Origin of the sequence: Terrihalobacillus insolitus, assembly GCF_028416575.1 — a bacterium.
Lineage (GTDB): Bacteria > Bacillota > Bacilli > Bacillales > Amphibacillaceae > Terrihalobacillus > Terrihalobacillus insolitus.
Map to the genome: position 1 here is coordinate 15,741 of NZ_JAMQKB010000027.1, position 19,075 is coordinate 34,815.

General features: G+C 37.5%; 23 protein-coding genes and 1 rRNA gene. 1 reads left to right on the forward strand and 23 read right to left on the reverse strand.

Annotated features, from left to right (window positions below):
* Positions 1-85: 85 nt before the first annotated feature.
* The 11 genes from spoVG to metG form a co-directional block, all read right to left on the reverse strand.
* Positions 86-376, reverse strand: a complete 291-nt coding sequence (spoVG, locus tag NC797_RS16080; protein WP_272437837.1) for a septation regulator SpoVG — start codon at positions 374-376, stop codon at positions 86-88.
* A 156-nt stretch (positions 377-532) separates the two neighbouring features.
* Positions 533-1,363 (reverse strand): pur operon repressor, encoded by an 831-nt coding sequence (gene purR, locus NC797_RS16085; protein ID WP_272437838.1) that lies wholly within the window; start codon positions 1,361-1,363, stop codon positions 533-535.
* A gap of 63 nt (positions 1,364-1,426) precedes the next feature.
* On the reverse strand, positions 1,427-2,293 hold the full coding sequence (gene ispE, locus NC797_RS16090; protein ID WP_272437839.1) for a 4-(cytidine 5'-diphospho)-2-C-methyl-D-erythritol kinase: 867 nt from the start codon (positions 2,291-2,293) through the stop codon (positions 1,427-1,429).
* 199 nt (positions 2,294-2,492) lie between these two features.
* Positions 2,493-2,672: a small, acid-soluble spore protein, alpha/beta type gene (locus tag NC797_RS16095; protein ID WP_272437840.1), complete on the reverse strand. Its 180-nt coding sequence runs from the start codon at positions 2,670-2,672 to the stop codon at positions 2,493-2,495.
* Positions 2,673-2,768: 96 nt separating this feature from the next.
* Positions 2,769-3,035, reverse strand: a complete 267-nt coding sequence (gene veg, locus NC797_RS16100; RefSeq protein WP_272437841.1) for a biofilm formation stimulator Veg — start codon at positions 3,033-3,035, stop codon at positions 2,769-2,771.
* Positions 3,036-3,286: 251 nt separating this feature from the next.
* Entirely contained in the window at positions 3,287-4,165 is an 879-nt protein-coding gene (gene yabG / locus NC797_RS16105; RefSeq protein WP_272437842.1) for a sporulation peptidase YabG, read from the reverse strand.
* 95 nt (positions 4,166-4,260) lie between these two features.
* A complete protein-coding gene (gene rsmA, locus NC797_RS16110; protein WP_272437843.1) occupies positions 4,261-5,145 on the reverse strand; it encodes a 16S rRNA (adenine(1518)-N(6)/adenine(1519)-N(6))-dimethyltransferase RsmA in 885 nt (294 codons plus the stop codon).
* Entirely contained in the window at positions 5,138-5,698 is a 561-nt protein-coding gene (rnmV, locus tag NC797_RS16115) for a ribonuclease M5 (protein ID WP_272437844.1), read from the reverse strand. Before rnmV ends, rsmA begins: the two co-directional genes overlap by 8 nt.
* A gap of 137 nt (positions 5,699-5,835) precedes the next feature.
* Positions 5,836-7,023, reverse strand: coding sequence for a G5 and 3D domain-containing protein (locus tag NC797_RS16120; protein ID WP_272437845.1), 1,188 nt, complete (start codon positions 7,021-7,023; stop codon positions 5,836-5,838).
* A gap of 305 nt (positions 7,024-7,328) precedes the next feature.
* On the reverse strand, positions 7,329-8,099 hold the full coding sequence (locus tag NC797_RS16125; protein ID WP_272437859.1) for a TatD family hydrolase: 771 nt from the start codon (positions 8,097-8,099) through the stop codon (positions 7,329-7,331).
* A gap of 64 nt (positions 8,100-8,163) precedes the next feature.
* Positions 8,164-10,110 carry a methionine--tRNA ligase gene (gene metG / locus NC797_RS16130; RefSeq protein ID WP_272437846.1) on the reverse strand — a complete coding sequence of 649 codons (1,947 nt, stop codon included), beginning with the start codon at positions 10,108-10,110 and terminating at the stop codon, positions 8,164-8,166.
* Positions 10,111-10,570: 460 nt separating this feature from the next.
* Here metG and NC797_RS16135 point away from each other — a divergent pair, with 460 nt between their 5' ends.
* On the forward strand, positions 10,571-10,843 hold the full coding sequence (locus NC797_RS16135) for an AbrB/MazE/SpoVT family DNA-binding domain-containing protein (RefSeq protein WP_272437847.1): 273 nt from the start codon (positions 10,571-10,573) through the stop codon (positions 10,841-10,843).
* A gap of 80 nt (positions 10,844-10,923) precedes the next feature.
* Here the strand turns inward: NC797_RS16135 and rsmI are convergent, their stop codons facing one another.
* The 12 genes from rsmI to rrf form a co-directional block, all read right to left on the reverse strand.
* Positions 10,924-11,799 (reverse strand): 16S rRNA (cytidine(1402)-2'-O)-methyltransferase, encoded by an 876-nt coding sequence (gene rsmI / locus NC797_RS16140; RefSeq protein ID WP_272437848.1) that lies wholly within the window; start codon positions 11,797-11,799, stop codon positions 10,924-10,926.
* Positions 11,777-12,073 carry a GIY-YIG nuclease family protein gene (locus NC797_RS16145; protein ID WP_272437849.1) on the reverse strand — a complete coding sequence of 99 codons (297 nt, stop codon included), beginning with the start codon at positions 12,071-12,073 and terminating at the stop codon, positions 11,777-11,779. The genes rsmI and NC797_RS16145 overlap by 23 nt, the downstream gene beginning before the upstream one ends.
* Complete coding sequence (locus NC797_RS16150; protein WP_272437860.1) at positions 12,060-12,806, reverse strand: tRNA1(Val) (adenine(37)-N6)-methyltransferase; 747 nt, start codon at positions 12,804-12,806, stop codon at positions 12,060-12,062. Before NC797_RS16150 ends, NC797_RS16145 begins: the two co-directional genes overlap by 14 nt.
* 114 nt (positions 12,807-12,920) lie before the next feature.
* Positions 12,921-13,274, reverse strand: coding sequence for a DNA replication initiation control protein YabA (gene yabA / locus NC797_RS16155; protein ID WP_272437850.1), 354 nt, complete (start codon positions 13,272-13,274; stop codon positions 12,921-12,923).
* Between the two features lie 16 nt (positions 13,275-13,290).
* On the reverse strand, positions 13,291-14,118 hold the full coding sequence (locus NC797_RS16160) for a PSP1 domain-containing protein (protein ID WP_272437851.1): 828 nt from the start codon (positions 14,116-14,118) through the stop codon (positions 13,291-13,293).
* 6 nt (positions 14,119-14,124) lie between these two features.
* Positions 14,125-15,111 carry a DNA polymerase III subunit delta' gene (gene holB / locus NC797_RS16165; RefSeq protein WP_272437852.1) on the reverse strand — a complete coding sequence of 329 codons (987 nt, stop codon included), beginning with the start codon at positions 15,109-15,111 and terminating at the stop codon, positions 14,125-14,127.
* An 18-nt stretch (positions 15,112-15,129) separates the two neighbouring features.
* Positions 15,130-15,570, reverse strand: coding sequence for a YaaR family protein (locus NC797_RS16170; protein WP_272437853.1), 441 nt, complete (start codon positions 15,568-15,570; stop codon positions 15,130-15,132).
* A gap of 21 nt (positions 15,571-15,591) precedes the next feature.
* The gene (locus tag NC797_RS16175) at positions 15,592-15,921 is read right to left on the reverse strand and encodes a cyclic-di-AMP receptor (RefSeq protein ID WP_272437854.1); all 330 of its coding nucleotides are present in this window, start codon (positions 15,919-15,921) and stop codon (positions 15,592-15,594) included.
* Between the two features lie 120 nt (positions 15,922-16,041).
* Positions 16,042-16,674, reverse strand: a complete 633-nt coding sequence (tmk, locus tag NC797_RS16180; protein ID WP_272437855.1) for a dTMP kinase — start codon at positions 16,672-16,674, stop codon at positions 16,042-16,044.
* A 61-nt stretch (positions 16,675-16,735) separates the two neighbouring features.
* Positions 16,736-18,154: an aminotransferase class I/II-fold pyridoxal phosphate-dependent enzyme gene (locus NC797_RS16185; RefSeq protein WP_272437856.1), complete on the reverse strand. Its 1,419-nt coding sequence runs from the start codon at positions 18,152-18,154 to the stop codon at positions 16,736-16,738.
* Between the two features lie 219 nt (positions 18,155-18,373).
* Positions 18,374-18,565: a sigma factor G inhibitor Gin gene (locus NC797_RS16190; RefSeq protein WP_272437857.1), complete on the reverse strand. Its 192-nt coding sequence runs from the start codon at positions 18,563-18,565 to the stop codon at positions 18,374-18,376.
* 383 nt (positions 18,566-18,948) lie between these two features.
* Positions 18,949-19,064, reverse strand: a 5S ribosomal RNA gene (gene rrf, locus NC797_RS16195).
* Between the last annotated feature and the right edge of the window lie 11 nt (positions 19,065-19,075).

A 19,075-nucleotide genomic window follows, 5' to 3' on the forward strand; every position in this document is an offset into this window, starting at 1 on the left:
CTAGACTTTAAAGTAGAAAAAAAGCCTAATCATGGAAGATTAGACCCTAGGTGAGAAAGTAGCCTTATTTTGTTCAACACACATATTAAGAAGCACCCGCTTCTTCGTATTCAACTTCCAAATCCCCCGCACGATTATACTCAGCAAGAACAGCATCTTGAATTTTCGCACGTGTATTGGAGTTAATGGGATGTGCAATATCCCGAAACTCACCGTCAGGAGTACGTTTTGAAGGCATTGCAACGAATAAACCGTTATTGCCATCAATTACACGTATGTCATGAATAACAAACTCCTGATCAAATGTAATAGAAGCGATTGCGCGCATTCTCCCCTCGGTATTAACGCGGCGTAATCTAACGTCAGTCACTTCCATTATGTCTCACCACCCTTTCCCATAGAACTTATTACCAATATTCAACAAAACTATAAGAATTCCTGCTTATTTTTAAAACTTTTTTCGAAAAATTGTCATAAATACAGAAAACCTATAATAATGCGTTGGTTATGGAAAGGTTCGTACGCCGGTTCGTTAATTAGAATGCGTTTGACCTTGGAAAAAGGTACCTTTATGCACCTCAATTTGTTTCTTTATTATATCTACATTGGTAATTTTAACGAGGGATGTGTAGTCTTCTACAACTCGTTCTTCCTCTTCATCCTCTGCTTCAGATAGAACTCCGATACCAGAAACATTTGCATTAAATTCAGCAAGTAAATTAACCATCCCGTTGATTGTTCCGCCCGCTTTCATAAAGTCATCGATTATACATACATTGGATCCTTCTTGTAAACTACGCTTTGGCAATACCATTGTTTGTATTTTTCTTGATGATCCAGAGACATAGTTAATACTTACGGTAGATCCTTCTGTTATCTTTGGGTCTCTCCTAACAATTACAACTGGTACGTTTAAGCAAGCTGCAACTGCATAGGCTAAAGGTATTCCCTTTGTAGCAACCGTCATCACGACGTCTATGTTGAGTTCTGAGAAAGCGGTAGCAAACATCCTACCGATCGTTTTCACTGTTTTCGGCTCTCCCAATATATCACTCATAAATAAATAACCACCAGGAAGTAAACGGTTTGGATCTTCTAATTGTTCACAAAGCTTCCCAATAAACGATTCGCTATTTTCCACGGAATACAAAGGTATGTATTTTACGCCACCAGCAGCACCTGCAACAGACTTGAGGTACCCAATTCCTTCTTCCTGAAACATGTTGTTTATTATTGCCAGATCCTCACTTATCGAAGATTTCGCTGCATCGAATTTTCGAGAAAAAAATGGCAATGAAACAAGCGCCCAAGGGCTTTCAACCAAATAGTTTGTCATGGCTACCAATCTTTCACTTCTTTTCATGGTTGCACCTCTAAACACGAATATTTCTATATAATATACCACTGATATACGTGTTTAATCAAGTTATCCTACATAACTACTCCCTAACATTCGTACAACATACACCTCATTACAAAATCCTCTAAGGCCGTTATAAATACGGTATGCACGATTTTCTTGTTGAACTAAAGCAAAAACAGTTGGTCCACTTCCACTCATTAACACTGCATCCGCTCCACTTTTTTCCATTTGGGCCTTGATCTGTTTGACCTCAGGGTAAAGGGAAAGGGTTACGGACTCTAATACATTTCCAGTTTTTTTACACACATCTATGTAATTTCCATCCTTTATTGCATTTATCATACCTGCAGTATCAGGATGTATTAAACGATTTGGTTGCAGGTTTTGATAAATGGACTGAGTGGAAACACCTATTTCTGGTTTAGCTAATACGACCCAACACGACGGGGGGGCTGGTAGTTCTGTGATGTGCTCTCCTCTTCCTCTTGCGATTGCCGTTGAACCATACACACAAAAAGACACATCTGATCCAATCTGGGAACCAAGTGCCGCGAGTTCTTTTACAGATATATGAAGAGACCATAAACGATTTAAGCCTCTAAGTACGGCAGCAGCGTCACTGCTTCCACCAGCAAGTCCAGCAGCAACAGGAATTTGTTTATCAATATAAATCCGAACACCATGCTTTATATGGTATCTATCTTTTATAAGCTTTGCGGCCCGATACGCTAGATTTCGCTCGTCGTTTGGAACAAATCGATTCTCTGACCTAATCTCTATTATATCTTCTTGTAATTCGATTAGCTCAATTCGATCGGCTAAATCAATAGTTGTCATAACCATTTCTACCTCATGGTAATGATCTGGTCGCTTATGTAACACATCCAGCGTAAGGTTGATTTTCGCTGGCGCTTTTTCTAGCAAAAACATGTTTTCACCTTCTTTACATCATACGTTTGTAACAATTTGACTAATATGTAGCTTCACAATCTCTAGTGAAGATCAAATATTCTACCTAATATCGTTTGGTATTATTCCTCTAATATATCACAAATTGTATCATACCATGGTATAAAAAGGGGACAAACCCCTTTAAGATGATATTCGAATCTAATCGAACGCACCTTTATTAGGATTTGCCCTTTGTTAGTTCCTGCTCTGCAATTTGAATTGCACGCTTCACCATATTACCAGCATCACGTGCACGAATGCCTCCCCAGCCTTCTTGCTGTACAGTGTCGTAAAAACCTAACTCTTTTGCTATTTCTTCTTTCAAACGGTCTGACATAACTCCTCTACGTCTACCCATGAAAGACAGCTCCTTTCATTTACGACACACTTATGTTTTGTTGTTTTGTATTATTTTAAACCTGTTAAAATTAAACAAAGAGCAGTAAACGAATGTTTACTGCTCTCCGAGGATCATTTTGCTCATATCTTCGATGAAGTCTAACTCAACGGTCTCGGTTAATACGTCTGCATAACTGTAGGAAACGCGTTCAAATGCGTTTTCTGCTTGGTCCAGCTCAACAATAAAAACAGAGGGATACGTTTCAGCTAACACCCCGCTGCGCTCAATCGTTTTTCTTCTGCCACCATTCGCTTTCAGCTTCAAGCGTTTACCAATCTGTCCATCTAAACCTTGTTTAATTTCAACTAAAGTTTTAGCCACTACACTCCACCTCACTATGTTTACTATAACACAATGCTTTATTTTAGTCAAATAAATCTAAATATTATATCAGCACTCCAATTCAAATGCAATCAAAAAAACACTTTTTGCTAATTTTATAATTATTTTCTCATATTTATCTAAAATTATGCATGTACATCACGATGTTTTTTGTAGCTGCTGAAAATTATGTGGTAGCCGTAACAAAACATTCCAAGTAAAAAGCGTTGATTAATCAACGCTTTTTTCCATTATTCCTCATTCGTCAATTCATTTTCCTCCATATAAGGCATTCCTGTTCGGAGTAATCCTCTCGTCTCTAAACCTCCAAGCCCTTTCTCTCCTGTCATTGTATTTCGCAATGTTTCCCACACACCTAATTTCTCCATAAATGGCGTGTATGCTACCTTTGCTGCTATATATACAGGATCTAGGGCATGAATGTTAATTCTAGATGGCGAACTCGCAAAATTGGCGCCAGCTCTTATAAGCGACTCAAAATGAGACTGACACGCACCTGCAAAGATAACCAATTGATCAAGGTTAGGAATTTTTTTTCTTGCTTCTCTCACCGTTTCAGCAAAATATTTCGAATGCCTATAGGCACGAATGTCACTTTTTGTACCTTTGTTACGTGAAAAAGCATCATGTCCTGTTATAACAATAATGTCTGGTTGTATTTTTTCAACAAGGGCACCAATTTCGGTTGGCATTTCTTTTTCATCCAAATGAACACCATGAACCTGAAGGCCTAGTCGTTGATACAGGTTAATACATTTTCTTAAGAAGAGACGATCACCGTCTAAATGTAGCACTCTAGCAGGAATTTGGAAATAGTTGGATGGGTAATAATAGCCACTAGTTGATTCATACTCCCTTTTTTCCTTCATTAATTGATAATCCTGTCGAAAAAGGCGAAAGGAGTAATCTTCTTTTTCTTTGCTTTGTTTTTTTCTTTTTTTTAGATCGCGCTCCTCTATTTTTACTAAATCATCTTGGTTTGCATCGGCCTCTAAACGAAAATCTTCCCCGTGTAGAATAAGCGTGTCATTGGAGATATTTGAAATTCGAAATAAAATATCATGATTGTAGGATGATCGAGTAACCAACTCACCGACTGTAAATTCCATATGTCCACCTCACACATAGACCATGTATCGAATAGGTCTCTATTTAGCTATCGTTATAAAATAGCCTATGTGAAGGAAGAAAAGATGTGCCTTCTCTATTTATCACTCGGATGATAAAAAGTATTTGAAAGTAAAGCAAATTCCTCCATAGAGAGTGATTCTCCTCTTCTTATACCGTCGATTCCTGCCTGCTGAAGCCGCTCTTCTATTTCTTCTCTGCTAAAGCTGTCTTCAAAGTAACGAAATAAATTATTTTTAAGTGTCTTTCTTCGTTGACCAAAACAAGCCTGTACAACAGAAAAGAAAAAACCCGTGTCGATCACATGTACAGGCGGACTTTTTCTTAAAGTTAAATGAAGAACTGCCGAATCAACATTTGGTTGGGGCATAAATGCCGTTTTTGGCACACTCATCACAACATGAGCTTCGGTATAATATTGAACCGCAATAGATAGAGAACCGTAGCTTTTCGTGTTCGGTTTTGCTGCCATTCTTGCTGCGACTTCTTTTTGAATCATGACGGTGATACTTGAAACTGGAAGGTGATCACGTAATAGCTTCATTAATATAGGTGTTGTTATGTAATATGGAAGGTTAGCTACTACCTTTATATCCTGTTCGGGCGTGAATTTCTGTTTTATGATGTCTACCAGGTCTGCTTGCAAAATATCCTGATGAATGATTGACACATTTTTATATGCGGTTAACGTATCTTGTAGGACGGGTATAAGTCTTTGATCGACCTCAAAAGCAGTCACTTGGTTAGAGTGTAGTGCCAGCTGTTCTGTCAAGGCACCCATTCCAGGCCCGATTTCTATTGTGCCCGTATTTTCATTAATACCAGCGTGATGAATAATTTTTTTAAGTATGTTTACATCAATCAAAAAGTTTTGGCCCAAGCTCTTTTTGAACGTAAATCGATATTTGTTTAACAATTCCTTTGTTCTAGAAGGTGTTGCAATTGCTGACTGTTTATTCATCGTACTCCTCCTGTATGATCTGTTCCATTGCGGCAACAAAATCCTTTTTCGAAAGCTCAAACATGGATAAACGTTTGAGCAACTGTTTCCCATTGGTATAGCCGATGTTTAACCTTTTTCCAAGTCTTTCTCTCCTAGATTTGGCCTGGGGGCCTCCTAACAGTCCATACTGAAGTAAATCCTCCCTTGTTATCCCATTGTCAAACTCAGCTCCAACCTCATAAACAAGAGAAAGAGCACGTCTGATAGCCTCAACAGATGCATGTTCGATGCCAAGCCCTTTGTTATGCTTTGCTCTTGTTTCCTCTCGTGTTAAAAAAGCATGCTTACATCCTTGCACGTTATTAGACACAATATGCCTAATTCTTTCACCAGGATAATCTGGATCAGTGAAAATAATAACTCCCCTTTTTTGTTTAGCATGCTTGATTCTTTGAATTATATCATGGTCAATGGCAGATCCATTTGTTTCGATCGTATCTGCATCAACCGCTTGACGAATTTTGGCTGTGTCATCTTTTCCTTCTACCACAATAACCTCTTTTATTTTCAAACGAATCCCCCTGATTTATTGGTGAAATTGTGTTCTTTTTCAGTTAGCTTAAAAATAGCACAATACGTGTATAATTTCATATGATACATACAAATAACAAAAAGCCCCCTACCTTAGTAAGGGGTTCATAAAGAAACCTATTTCAATATTTTTACTTTTACTCTTTGGATTCCATAACTTACAGCTGCACTCTTTGACATGTGGAGGTCAATTCGATTACCTTTTATCGCACCACCTGTATCACCTGCAACAGCATAGCCATACCCTTCGACCCAGACTTTTGTACCAAGTGGAATAACAGATGGGTCAACTGCCACAACTTTCGGGTTCTCTCGTAAATTTATCCCTGTTGCTGTATATCCTGTACCGCTACATGTGGCACAATCCCAATTATAACCTGTTGCCTGCATATACAAAACCTCAGCTACATCGTCATCGCCTCGTGAGGCTAATTGCTTCGGCTCGGGTTTTTTTGTACCAAGCGCAACAACTTGTTGTTTACTATCTTTTTTGACTTCTTCACTAATGAGTTTTCGATCAACTTCTTTTCCGTTTTCTAGTGTGACCTCGTACTTCTTCTCTATAATGCCTTCTTCACCAGCTTCAACTATTTGTCTTGTACCAGATGCCAAGGAAGCATCTTTTCTAGTTTTAACGGAAAAGTCTTTCTTCTCTTCTACGACATCGGTAACCTTTTCAACTCGTGTTATCTTAATAGAGTTATCTTTCGTTACATCTTCCGTCTTTGCTGGCTCAACTCGATCAAGTTTCCCAATTTCAATGTCTTGTTCATCCAAGAATGCAGCTACCGTTTCAGCTGTAGTCCATACTTTCTTTTCTTCGCCACCATCATAAAGTGTCACTTGGAAACCACGGTCAACCTTTACCGTCATCCCCTCTTTAATGCTCGCTTGTTCATTAAGCGACACTTGATCATACTGGGATATGGAAATCTCTTTTTCTTTGAAAAATTCTGCTAATGTTTTTTCAGTCGTATAATATTCTTTTGTTTTATCGTCTATTGTAACATTGACTTTTTTTGCTTTTTCATACTTTATTGTCATGCCTGATTTTATTGGATCATCTTTACCGTATGACAATTCATCATATTTACTTACTTCAATACCTAGCTCTTCCAATAGATCTTCTACTGTATTTGCACGGGTTTTAACAGTTGACTCTTCTCCATTTTGCGAGACTACGACTTCCGCTTCCGTTACTTTGTACATAATCAATCCGCCAAATACAGCCAAAACAATGACACTAAGTGCTGGAATAATCAGCTTTTTTTTAAGTGCCGGCAATAGCTTTGAAATCATATTCATGCTCGCTTGCCTCCTTTATAACGTTTGTATTATATATACAATCGTTCTAGGGTGTCAAACCTTGAGAACCTTACAAAAAGACCGCTGTCACACAAAAAACCTTATTGAATCAAGCTTTCTTGGCCAGTGTTTCAAACAGATTAAATTTAAGTTACAGCCCCCTATACGATAGGATGAGTGCACACAAAAAAAGAGAAGCCAAGCTACTGACTCCTCTTATTATGCACATTGGAATGAATGATGGAAACCCAAAAATAACGACACTATATCTGGCCTTATACGTAGATATCAAATAAAACTACAAATTAACGGTTTATTTTAAAGAATTGAAGGGCATTTTCTGTCGTGGTTTGGCTAACTTCTTCGAAAGAAATTCCCTTAAGCTCTGCTATTTTTTCTGCGACTAACTGAACATAAGCTGGTTCATTTCGTTTACCACGGTTTGGATGGGGTGCTAAAAACGGACAATCGGTCTCAATTAACAATCGATTAAGCGGCACCTCTTTTGCTACTTCCTTAGGCTCCTTGGCATTTTTAAAGGTAACTGGTCCACCAAGAGATATAAAGAAGTTCATATGTAAACATCGTTCAACATAATCAACAGTATCATTGTAGCAATGCATAATCCCGCCAACTTCTTCCGCATGTTCGTCTTCTAGAATGTCAAGGATATCGGATGTTGCTTCTCTATTATGGATAATGATTGGCAGCTTAACCTTTTTAGCTAAACGAATCTGCTTGCGAAACACTTCTATTTGTATGTCCTTTGGTGATTTGTCCCAATGGTAATCAAGACCCATTTCTCCAATTGCCACTACCTTTGGGTGAGATGCCAATGCCTCAATTCGACGTAAATCTTCATCCGTACAATCGATTGCATCAACTGGATGCCAACCAACTGCAGCATATATATTTGGATTTTCCTCTGCTATATGAATTGCAAGTGGAATCGTCTCATTGTCAAAACCGACAATGACCATATATTCTACTCCAGCGTCCTTTGCTCGTTTCATTACTTCTTCCCGATCGTTTTCAAATTGTTTTACATTTAAATGTACATGCGTGTCAAAAAGCACCATTTCTTTTACCTCCAATTAGGAAAACGCTTATTTTTAAGATAAGCGTTTTCCATAATAGCTTTTATTTAACCTTTGAACCGTTTGGCAAGGATTGTTCTACTGTCGCAAGTGATAACTTACCATTTTCATCTTCACCAGACAAAATCATACCTTGAGACAATTGTCCTCGAAGCTTAACAGGTTTTAAATTAGTCACACAGATTACTTTTTTCCCATTCAATTCATCGGGTTGATAATGTTGTGCAATACCAGATACTACCTGCCGCTTTTCCGTACCTAGATCGAGCTGTATTCTTAATAATTTGTCGGCGTTTTCCATTCTTTCTGCATGAAGCACCTCGGCGACTCGAAGATCCATTTTCATAAATTCATCAAAGGAAAGCTCATCCTGATGATCTTGGTTCGTTTCCTTCTTTGGTTCTGGTTTTTTCATCATATCCTTGATCATGTTAATTTCTTTTTCGGCTTCTAGTCTTGGAAAAATTGGATCTTCCTTCACTACCATTGTACCAGCTGGGATTACTCCTAAACGATAGAGACTTTCCCATGATTGATCGTGTTCATCTTTAACACCCAACTGTCTAAATATTTTATCAGGCGTCTCCGTTAAAAACGGGCGTAAAAGAATAGCAATATGACGTAGCGATTCTGTAAGATGTGCCATAACATTGCCCAAACGTTCTTTCTTTTCCTCGTCCTTTGCTAATATCCATGGCTGCGTTTCATCAATATATTTATTGGTTCTTCTTACATATTGCCAAATGGCAGACAGTGCTACCGAAAATCCCATGTTATCCATTTCACTTTCAACCCTGGCTACCGTTTCTTTTCCTGATTCCTCTAATTGCTGGTCAAATTGATCCTGGGAAGCCGTGAATGCTGGGATTTTACCGTCAAAGTATTTATCAATCATCGCAACAGTTCTATTTAGTAGATTACCTAGGTCATTTGCTAGATCGTAATTTGTTCGATCGACAAATCCTTCTGGTGTAAAAACGCCATCAGATCCAAATGGTACCTCCCGAAGCAAGTAATAGCGGAGCGCATCAAGTCCATAACGTTCTGTAAGTTGAATTGGATCTACGACATTTCCTTTTGATTTAGACATTTTTCCATCTTTCATTAAAATCCAGCCATGAGCAAATACCTTTTTTGGAAGAGGCAAATCCAGTGCCATTAACATAATTGGCCAGTATATAGTATGGAAACGTACGATTTCCTTACTCATCAAATGAACATCGGCAGGCCAGTATTTTTGGTAGCGCGTGTCATCATCTGTTCCATATCCTAGCGCAGTTATATAATTACTCAACGCATCAATCCATACATAAATAACATGTTTCGGATCACCTGGTACTTTAATCCCCCAGTCAAACGTTGTCCTTGAAACAGCTAAATCTTCCAATCCTGGTTTAATAAAATTGTTAATCATCTCATTTTTTCGGCTTTCCGGCTGAATGAATGTTGGATTTTCATCGTAATACTGCAAGAGGCGATCCACGTATTTGCTCATCTTAAAGAAATAGGATTCTTCTTTTACCTTCTCAACGGGTCCACCACAATCAGGGCAATTGCCTTCGTTTAATTGTCTCTCGGTAAAAAACGATTCACATGATGTGCAATACCAGCCCTCATACTCATCTAAATAAATATCTCCCTGGTCAAGAAGTTGTGCGAATATTTTCTCGACAACCCTTTTGTGTCTATCTTCCGTTGTTCGAATAAAATCAACATAAGAAATATCTAATATTTCCCATAAATCTTTGATCCTACTGACAATTTCGTCTACGTATTTTTCTGGGCTAACGCCGTTTTCTTCTGCTTTACGTTGGATCTTTTGGCCATGTTCATCTGTCCCTGTTAGATACATGACATCATAACCTCTTAACCGTTTATACCTCGCCATCGCATCACCAGCAACCGTTGTGTATGCATGACCAATATGTAGATTACCACTTGGGTAGTATATTGGTGTTGTTAGGTAAAATGTTTTCTTCTCCTTTGGCATTGGTACCGCCTCCTTTATAAAACTTGCTTAATATGATTGAATCGATTACTTAACATGCATTATGTACATATTGTAGCGATTTTAAGACTATTTTTCCAACATAAGCAAACGGATTATTTTTTAAGGCCCTAACAAACGATGATATAAGAGGTTGTTCAAAACGCACTATAAAAATTGTTTCTACCTTTATTCTACAAAAATCGACAAAACCGCAACAATCCTGAGCACTTTTTTGTCGAAATGTCGAATTATGTCGCGCATGATTTGGATTGAAATACTTGGAGTATTATTAGGTATTAATTCCTATAAACATCCTACTTTAGTAGTATTTTTCGTTCTTTTTTTACTCTTTTTTCTAATTTATAATTGACACTATTGGCAATCACTGGTACTATTATGTGTAGACAGATGTCGAATAATGACGAAATAGAAAATCTATCATTTGAGGGGAGTAGAAAAAATGAAATCAACAGGTATTGTTCGTAAAGTCGATGAGTTAGGTCGTGTTGTAATACCGATTGAACTCCGCAGAACCCTAGGAATTAATGAGAAAGACGCATTGGAGATTTACGTTGATGATGACCGTATTATCTTAAAGAAGTATAAGCCTAATATGACATGTCACATTACTGGGGAAATCTCTGATGACAACCTTTCACTTGCTAATGGCAAGTTAGTTCTTAGTCGTGAAGGCGCAGAACAATTAATAAACGAAATACAATCACGTTTATAAGATAAATGCAGAAAACCTTCGCCTATGATCGCGAGGGTTTTCTGCATTATGCCACAAAAAACTATCGTTATTTGTAATAACTACACGTGGTATGCTTTATAGACATCTCTTTTAGGTATTCGTCTCTCTTCAGCTACCTTTTTAATGGCTTCTTTACTACTAACCTCTTCTGTTTTCATATAGTGATTAACATGCTCTTCAAGTGATAATACCCCCCACCAGCTATTATCTTCTGTTTCCTCCATCGTATTTCCTGCCACAACAATGCAAAATTCACCCTTTAACATTCTTTCGTTTGTTTGGAATGATTCTATTATATCGGATAGTTTCCCTCGGGTATATTCTTCATACCGCTTTGTTAATTCCCGTGCAAGTGCCACCTGTCGATCACCTAAAACTTGTAATAACAATTCCAAAGTATCTGCAACACGATGTGGGGATTCATAAAAAAGTAAGGTGGATTGCATTTCCTTTAAGCGATGGATCACTTGTTGTTTTTCATTCTTTTTTCGGGGAAGGAAACCAAAGAAATAAAATGCATTCGTTGGTAGTCCAGAGCCCACTAGTGCACATAATGCGGCATTCGCTCCAGGCAATACGACTACTGGATACCCAGACTCAACAGCGGAAACTACTAGTTCATAACCAGGATCAGAAATAGCTGGCATTCCTGCATCACTTACAATCGCAATATCTTCCCCAGCATTAAGTTTTTCTAACAACGATTGTTCCCTTGAAAATTTATTGTGCTCATGATAACTGACAAGCTGCTGATTAATTTCAAAATGCTGCAACAGTCTTTTTGTGTTCCTGGTATCTTCAGCAGCGATCACAGAGACAGACTTTAATGTATGTAATGCACGGATCGTAATATCCTCTAAATTTCCGATCGGTGTTGGGACAACAAATAGTGTTCCATATGAAGCGGAACCGCTAAAGCTGTTTTGAATTTGCATGTACATCCTGCCTTTCTTCATACTGTTCAATTAATGCTACTTTTTCCTTTCGAGAAAGTTTTTTAATCTGGTACTCCTCTTTCATTGCTTCTTGTTTAGTTATATATTTTTGTTGGTAAACGAGTTGAAATGGGCCGCGTCCCCTTGTATATTTTGCACCTTTCCCATTTGCATGCATCCTTAATCGGCGTGCCAAATCATTTGTATATCCCGTATAAAACGTATTGTCTTTACATTCTAAAATATAAACAATATGTTCACTATTTTCTTCCATAAACAATTTCCTCTAATTCTTTTGTATACACTCCATTCTCATCATAGCAATATAATGGGGGAAGTATTTTCATATCTGATTTACCGTCTTTTATTCCCTCGATTAGAATGGTATTTGCTTCCTTCCCCTGTCTAGGATAGACAAAGCGAAGGCGCTTCGGTTCAACTTGATACTTTTTAAACAGTGTAATAAGTTCTACTAAGCGATTCGGTCGATGGACGATGGAAATTTTCCCTCCTGAACGGACAAGCTTACTTGACGCAGCAATCACATCATCTAGTGTGCAACATATTTCATGACGTGCAATCGTAAAATAGTCATTTTCATTTTGTTCCCTTTTATGGGGTGTATTAAAATATGGGGGATTACATGTCACTAAATCAAATTTTCCGTGACCAAGTAATTTTGCCATATCTTTTAAATCACCGTGTATCATGTTGATCTGATCTTCCAAATGATTTAACTTCACATTTCTTTTTGCCATATCAAACAGACGCTCTTGAATTTCTACACCTGTCATATTTGCAAAAGACCGCTTGCTCAGCAGAAGCGGGATGACTCCATTTCCAGTACACAAGTCCATAATTTCCCCTTGTTTAATTGGAACGTATGTGAAATTAGCCAACAAAACCGCATCAAGCGAAAAAGCAAATACTCCTGCACTTTGGATAATTCGCATATTCTCTTCTGCTAATAAATAATCTACTCGCTCATGATCATATACTTCAACCATTATAGGTAATCCCTTTCGTTTTTTAATCGCATGATTGTTTGAGTACAAAAATGGCCTCTCCATATAACAGGAAAGGCTTCATGATTGGACAATGTGAACTATTTTTCATTTTTCTTATTTATTCTTATTTAAAAATAATAAACAAAACAAGCAATCTTCGTCCCGTCTTGGACTTCCGAAGTGTACATTGCAAATATGGAACCCTTCTTCATATAGACGTGCTAAATTATCATAGCCTTCTCCAACTGCTACATCTCCATCGGTGCCATTATCTTTTAAATCTGTTTGATCTACTTTTGAAGGATCTCCATCAAGACGGTTGCGTAAATGGTGATTTTCAACGGATAACCGTTGATTTTCTTCAAGCAGTTCTCCAAGGTGATTTTTTAAATCCCCTAATTGTTGATACAACTGCCCGATTTGTTCTTCCATATAAGATACTTGTTCGAAAAAATCTTTTTTATTCACGCGTCTTCCCACCCCATTATTCCGTGGCTTGCGTTTTAATTACTCCTTCGTCAATTAGCTCATCTAATGTATATTCAATTACTTTCTCCTCTTCTGGTATTTCTATTTGAACAAGCCGTTCCAAGATGTTTAAACCAACCACTTTCCCTTTACCGTATGGAGTTTGAACCTTTTTACCGAGGTCAGGTAACGCTCGTTTTCCATTTTCGTAATCATCATTTTCATATTTCAAACAACACATTAACCTTCCACAAAGTCCAGAAATTTTAGCAGGATTTAATGACAAGTTTTGATCCTTTGCCATTTTAATAGAGACTGGCTCAAAATCACCTAAAAAGGTAGAGCAGCATAACATTCTTCCGCATGGCCCAATACCTCCAAGAAGTTTTGCTTCATCACGGACACCAATTTGACGCAGTTCAATCCTTGTTTTAAACACGGAGGCCAAATCTTTCACTAGATCTCGAAAATCAACTCGACCGTCAGCCGTAAAGTAAAAAATAACCTTATTTCGATCAAACGTATACTCAACATCTACTAGATTCATGTCAAGCTTATGTTCCTTGATTTTCTCCTGACACACTTTATATGCTTCTTGTGAGCTTTCCTGATTTTCTGCCACAATGAGCTTATCTTTATCTGTTGCAGTTCGAATGACCTTTTTTAGTGGAAGGACAACATCTTCCTCATCCACTTTCTTATTTGAGATCACCACTTTCCCGAATTCGACACCTCTTACCGTTTCAACGATAACATAGTCATCCTTTGAAATTGTGTGTTGATCTGGATCAAAATAATATATTTTACCCGCCTTCTTAAAACGGACACCTATAACTTCAACCAATGTTATTCACCTCTGTATTTGAAGCGTAAGTTGCTCCATCACCAACGCTGGATTCACATTCTGCCCTATCTTCTTCTTTGCATCCATAATCGATTGCAAGACATTTGTAATGTGCTGTCTTGACCAAATTAGAGCACTTTTTTCCATACGTTCCTGTTCATACATAAAAACAATAAGTGCTTCGTTTCCAGTAGCGTGATAAATCAAATCCTTAAACCATAGTAAAAGGAGATCCAGCCCTTGCTGAATTTGTTCACGATCCTTGAAATGATGCATCCAACTGTTGTGAATAAATAGGAGTGATTCCTCTGGTTTGCTCTGGAGTACTTCTATTAATTGTACCACTATTTTTCTTGCATTAGCAAACCACTCATCTTTATCCAGTTCCATTGCATCGGAGAGGTTATTTGTTAAGGCTACCATAAGTCTTGCATTTGCCTCTGTTAGACCTTTATCCATTAACTGATTTTGTAAAGCGACTGTATTTAAAGGTTTAAAAGCCATCATTTGGCAACGAGAACGAATGGTTTGTAAGATAGATTGGCTGTTCTCCGTTAATAAAATAGCAGTTGTTTCCTTATTTGGTTCCTCGAGAAATTTAAGCAATCGGTTCGATGCATTCGTTGTCATTCGATCAGCTTGATCAATAATGTAAACCTTTTGATTGGATTCCATTCCTGTATAAGTAAACTCTTTTTGCAAATGTAAGATTTGTTCCTTCTTAATCGTTTGTCCGTCTGGTGAAATCCAATGGACATCTGGATGGTTACCAGAATCAATTCGATGACAATCCTTACAATCTTGGCAGGGCTCTATATCGGTTTTTTTTTTACAAAATAAAGTTTTCGTGAGAAGTGATCCCATCGCTCGTTTTCCGGTTCCTTTAGGGCCATAAAACAAATACGCATGAGAAACTCGATTCTGTTTGAAACCGTTTGTTAACATCTTCGAGACTAAAGGTTGAATCGAAGCCATCTCTGTCCAGGTTTTCATATAATCCTTCCTTCAGCGTCAAGTATATAAATTAACTAATAAGCCTTTTATTTCTCCGATTAATTGAAGGATACCGATCCCCTTTTTTTCTTGTTCCAGAACCGTATTGGTTAGCTCTATTAGTTTTTGATCAATTGTTTTAATTGTAGTTAGCATGCGGTTTTTCCCATTTCTATTCCAACTGTGGGACTTGTTCAACCCTAAGCCATATTGTGCAGCTTCTTTCATAAAACGCTGTACAAATTGTTTATATTTGGCCAAATCTTGGAATGAGCGGGTGCGGGATAGCTTGTCACCTTGTTTTGTAATATCCTTCATCAAACGTTCAAATTCTTGTTCTTTCAATTGGTTTGCTTTTGTTTGAACAATATTACTAAAATCCATCTGTTGGTTGGGCTGTGACCTGGTACCTTTTGTTGCTGACTCTAACTGGGTTCTAACTTCTTGTGATATTTTCATGATTCATGCCCCCTTTAAATCTTAAAATTGGAAGAACGATTCAACAGGGAGAACAAAAACAGTTGCACCACCAACTTCAACTTTAACTGGTTTTGGAATATAAGAATCAGCATTTCCACCCATTGGTGATATCGGAGCAATCATTTGCTCACGCTGACTGCAATTTTGTTTGACTACCTCTAAGGCATCGTCTACCTCGTTATCCTCTACACCAATCATTAAAGTTGTATTTCCTTCCTTTAAAAAACCGCCTGTTGTCGACAACTTTGTTGTTTTATAATCCTTTTTTCCTAGCGCATCGATCAAACGATTACTGTCCTTGTCCTGCACCACAGTTAAAATTAGCTTCATCTCTTTTACCTCCTTCATTATATTTTAGTTTTAGAGGATGTTCAAAAAGTCATCAATTGATAAGCTGCGCATCTCTTCGTTGGCTTGTTTTTAATTTGTCGACTTTTTGAACACACATTATTATTTGTTTTGCAGAAAATCGATAATGTTTTGAATAGCAGCCTTTTCCACGAGGTTTATCTGTTGGTTTGCATTGATTTCATGAATACGTTGCGGATACTTTTTTAACAACATATGATAGGCTTGATACACCTGTTCATGAAAGTGGAGCTTTTCTAAATCTAATCTATTCTGCTCTCTGTCTTGATTGTCTGTAATACGTTGCAAACCCGTTTTGGGGGGGACATCAAAAAAAAGCGTTAAATCTGGATAATACCCTTCGATGGCAAATTCATTAATTGTTCGTACATTTTCCATTCCTATTCCTCTTGCAAATCCTTGATAAGCTAAACTACTATCAATAAATCGATCACAAAGTACAATTTTATTTTGTTTAATGGAAGGTAATACCTTTTCAACTAAATGTTGCCTCCTAGCTGCAGCATACAGCAATGCTTCCGTTCGACTATCCATAGTAGTGTGAGAAGTATCTAAAATAATTTCTCTGATTTTCTCGGCTATTTCTATTCCACCTGGTTCCCTAGTGGCTACTACTTGATATCCAAGTTGCTTGAGATTTGATTCTACTGCTTGAAGAATAGAGGTTTTACCAGCACCCTCTCCACCTTCAAAAGTTATAAAATATCCACTCACTTCTATTCTCCTTTACCAGTCCCTTTACTTTGTGCTTATGAAACCTATATGACACCTCGTCTTATTTAAACGTTTTAAATCCTTGCTTTATATTTCTATTTTGAAAGTTTATTTCTTTATCTAATAAAAAATGGATCGCTTTTATGTGTGTTTCTGTTACCACCTCTCCTTTGACAATGAGAGGGATTCCTGGTGGGTATGGAACAACAGCTTCTGCAGCAACACACCCTATCGACCTATCCAAACTGCGCAAGGTCACAGCTTTATTTTTCATGTCGTCATAGGAAAAACGTAACATTTGTATAGACTCTTGCGGAATTTGTATTTCCTCTATTGTAGCATGGTTCGGCATTAATTTTAATCTTTCCACTATGTTATCTATTGCATTGGATAAAAAACTCCAATTTTCAAATGGTTCCAGCCCATGGATAAACAAAAGCTGATCATGTGTTGATAACTCTGGATAAATCTTTTCTTGTTCAAATAGATACGCAACTTCTCGTCCGTTATACCCCTTGTTTACTTGAAGTATGATTTTTAATGGGTCATCTGACTCCAAAATATTCCAGAATAATCCGTTCGATAGGATGTTCTTTACTTTCTTTACACTCTTATGAACGTCATGTATCACTTCCACCTTTTGATTCGCTAAAAAATGTCTCGCTAGATCAAGACTTGCCAAAATGGGATAGGAAGGACTACTAGACTGAAGAAGCTGTAAATAATAAGCGATATTCTCTTTAACAACTAATGAAGAACGAACATGCAAGTAGGCACCCATTGTCATTGCTGGAGCCATTTTATGTGCGGATTGAATAACAATATCAGCCCCTAATTCTAATGAAGATTTTGGAAATATCGGATGCGTAGAAAAATGGACGCCATGTGCCTCATCGATCAATACAGGCATCTGTACACTATGAGCGATACGAATGATTTCTTCTAAAGGAAAAACCATGCCAAAATAATCTGGATAAGTTAAAATAACGGACTTTGCCTCTGGGTGTTCTTTTATTGCTTTTATGACTTGATCGACTGACGGCCCAACGTAACGATTCCTATCTTTTTGAAAGATTGAAGCAACAAAGATTGGCTTAACTCCTGCTAATTCTAACCCATTTAAAATAGATTTATGACAGTTCCTCTGCACGATAACCTTGTCTCCCCGAGAACTTGTTGATAATATCATTGCAAGGTTGCCAACCGTACTTCCACCGACCAGAAAAAACGTATCATCAGCCCCAAACCAGTCACTAGAAAGCTGCTGTGCTTCATGTATTACACCTGTAGGTTCATGTAGATCATCAAGACCTGTTAACTCGGTTACATCTAAAGATAGCACATGCTTAAATAATGCCTCACCTTGTCTACTAAATATTTTTCCGTTTTTATGCCCAGGAACATGGAAGGATATAGGTTCTCCTTGGCTAAATTGGTATAATGCTTCATATAATGGTGCCCTTTTTTGATTTATCGTCAATTTTTAATCCCTACTTGTCCAAATAATGTTTTTTTACTTAAATTGTATTGGTAACCCAATTTTATAAAAAAGCAGCAAAAAAGTCACCAATATACTCACTAATTATAGGTTTAGCGCTGGAACTGGATATGGCTAACCGGGCGACCGTTAATTAATTTTATCTAAGAAAGGCCCATACCGTAGGGGGAAGAACGGTATGGGCCTTTCTTATAAAATCTATCAATTTAAAGTTGGTTGATTCATATTTTTAAGTTTTTTTAAGTAATACTGATACTCTGCCTCTTTTGGATCAGTCTGTATCATTTTCTGCTCACATTCACAGCATATAAATAACGTATATAAATGAATTCCTCTTGATTTCTCCTGCTCACAAATTCCACAAAGTTCTTTTTTATCATCGTCAATATTCATTCTCTCCACCTCCGTTAGTTTCAGTATCTCCTAATCTAACGAAATACATACATAAGTCTTAAAAAATATTTATATTTTATTCTATGAAAAGAATCCGATTATTTTGTTTGTACTATTAAAATTTTCATAGGTTGTTATACATGGCCGCAGAGGGAAATGTATTTTATGCTAAAGCGGTTCTAACCCCTTGTCATCACAATATTTTCTTATTCAATCGTTCCATAAGACATCCGTTTCGCTACTTTAATCGTGTTGTTCACCCCTTCAATTATAGAAGCAATTAAAATTGCACAAGAGGATTCATTAGTGGAAGTCTCTTGTGCATTGCCTTGGTATTCAAAAAAAAACCGACCAACATTTTATAGTTGATCGGTTTTTCTAATGCTTGGCGGTGTCCTACTCTCGCAGGGGCAATGCCCCAACTACCATCGGCGCTGGAGAGCTTAACTTCTGTGTTCGGCATGGGAACAGGTGTGACCTCTCCGCCATTACCACCAAACAGTTATTCAA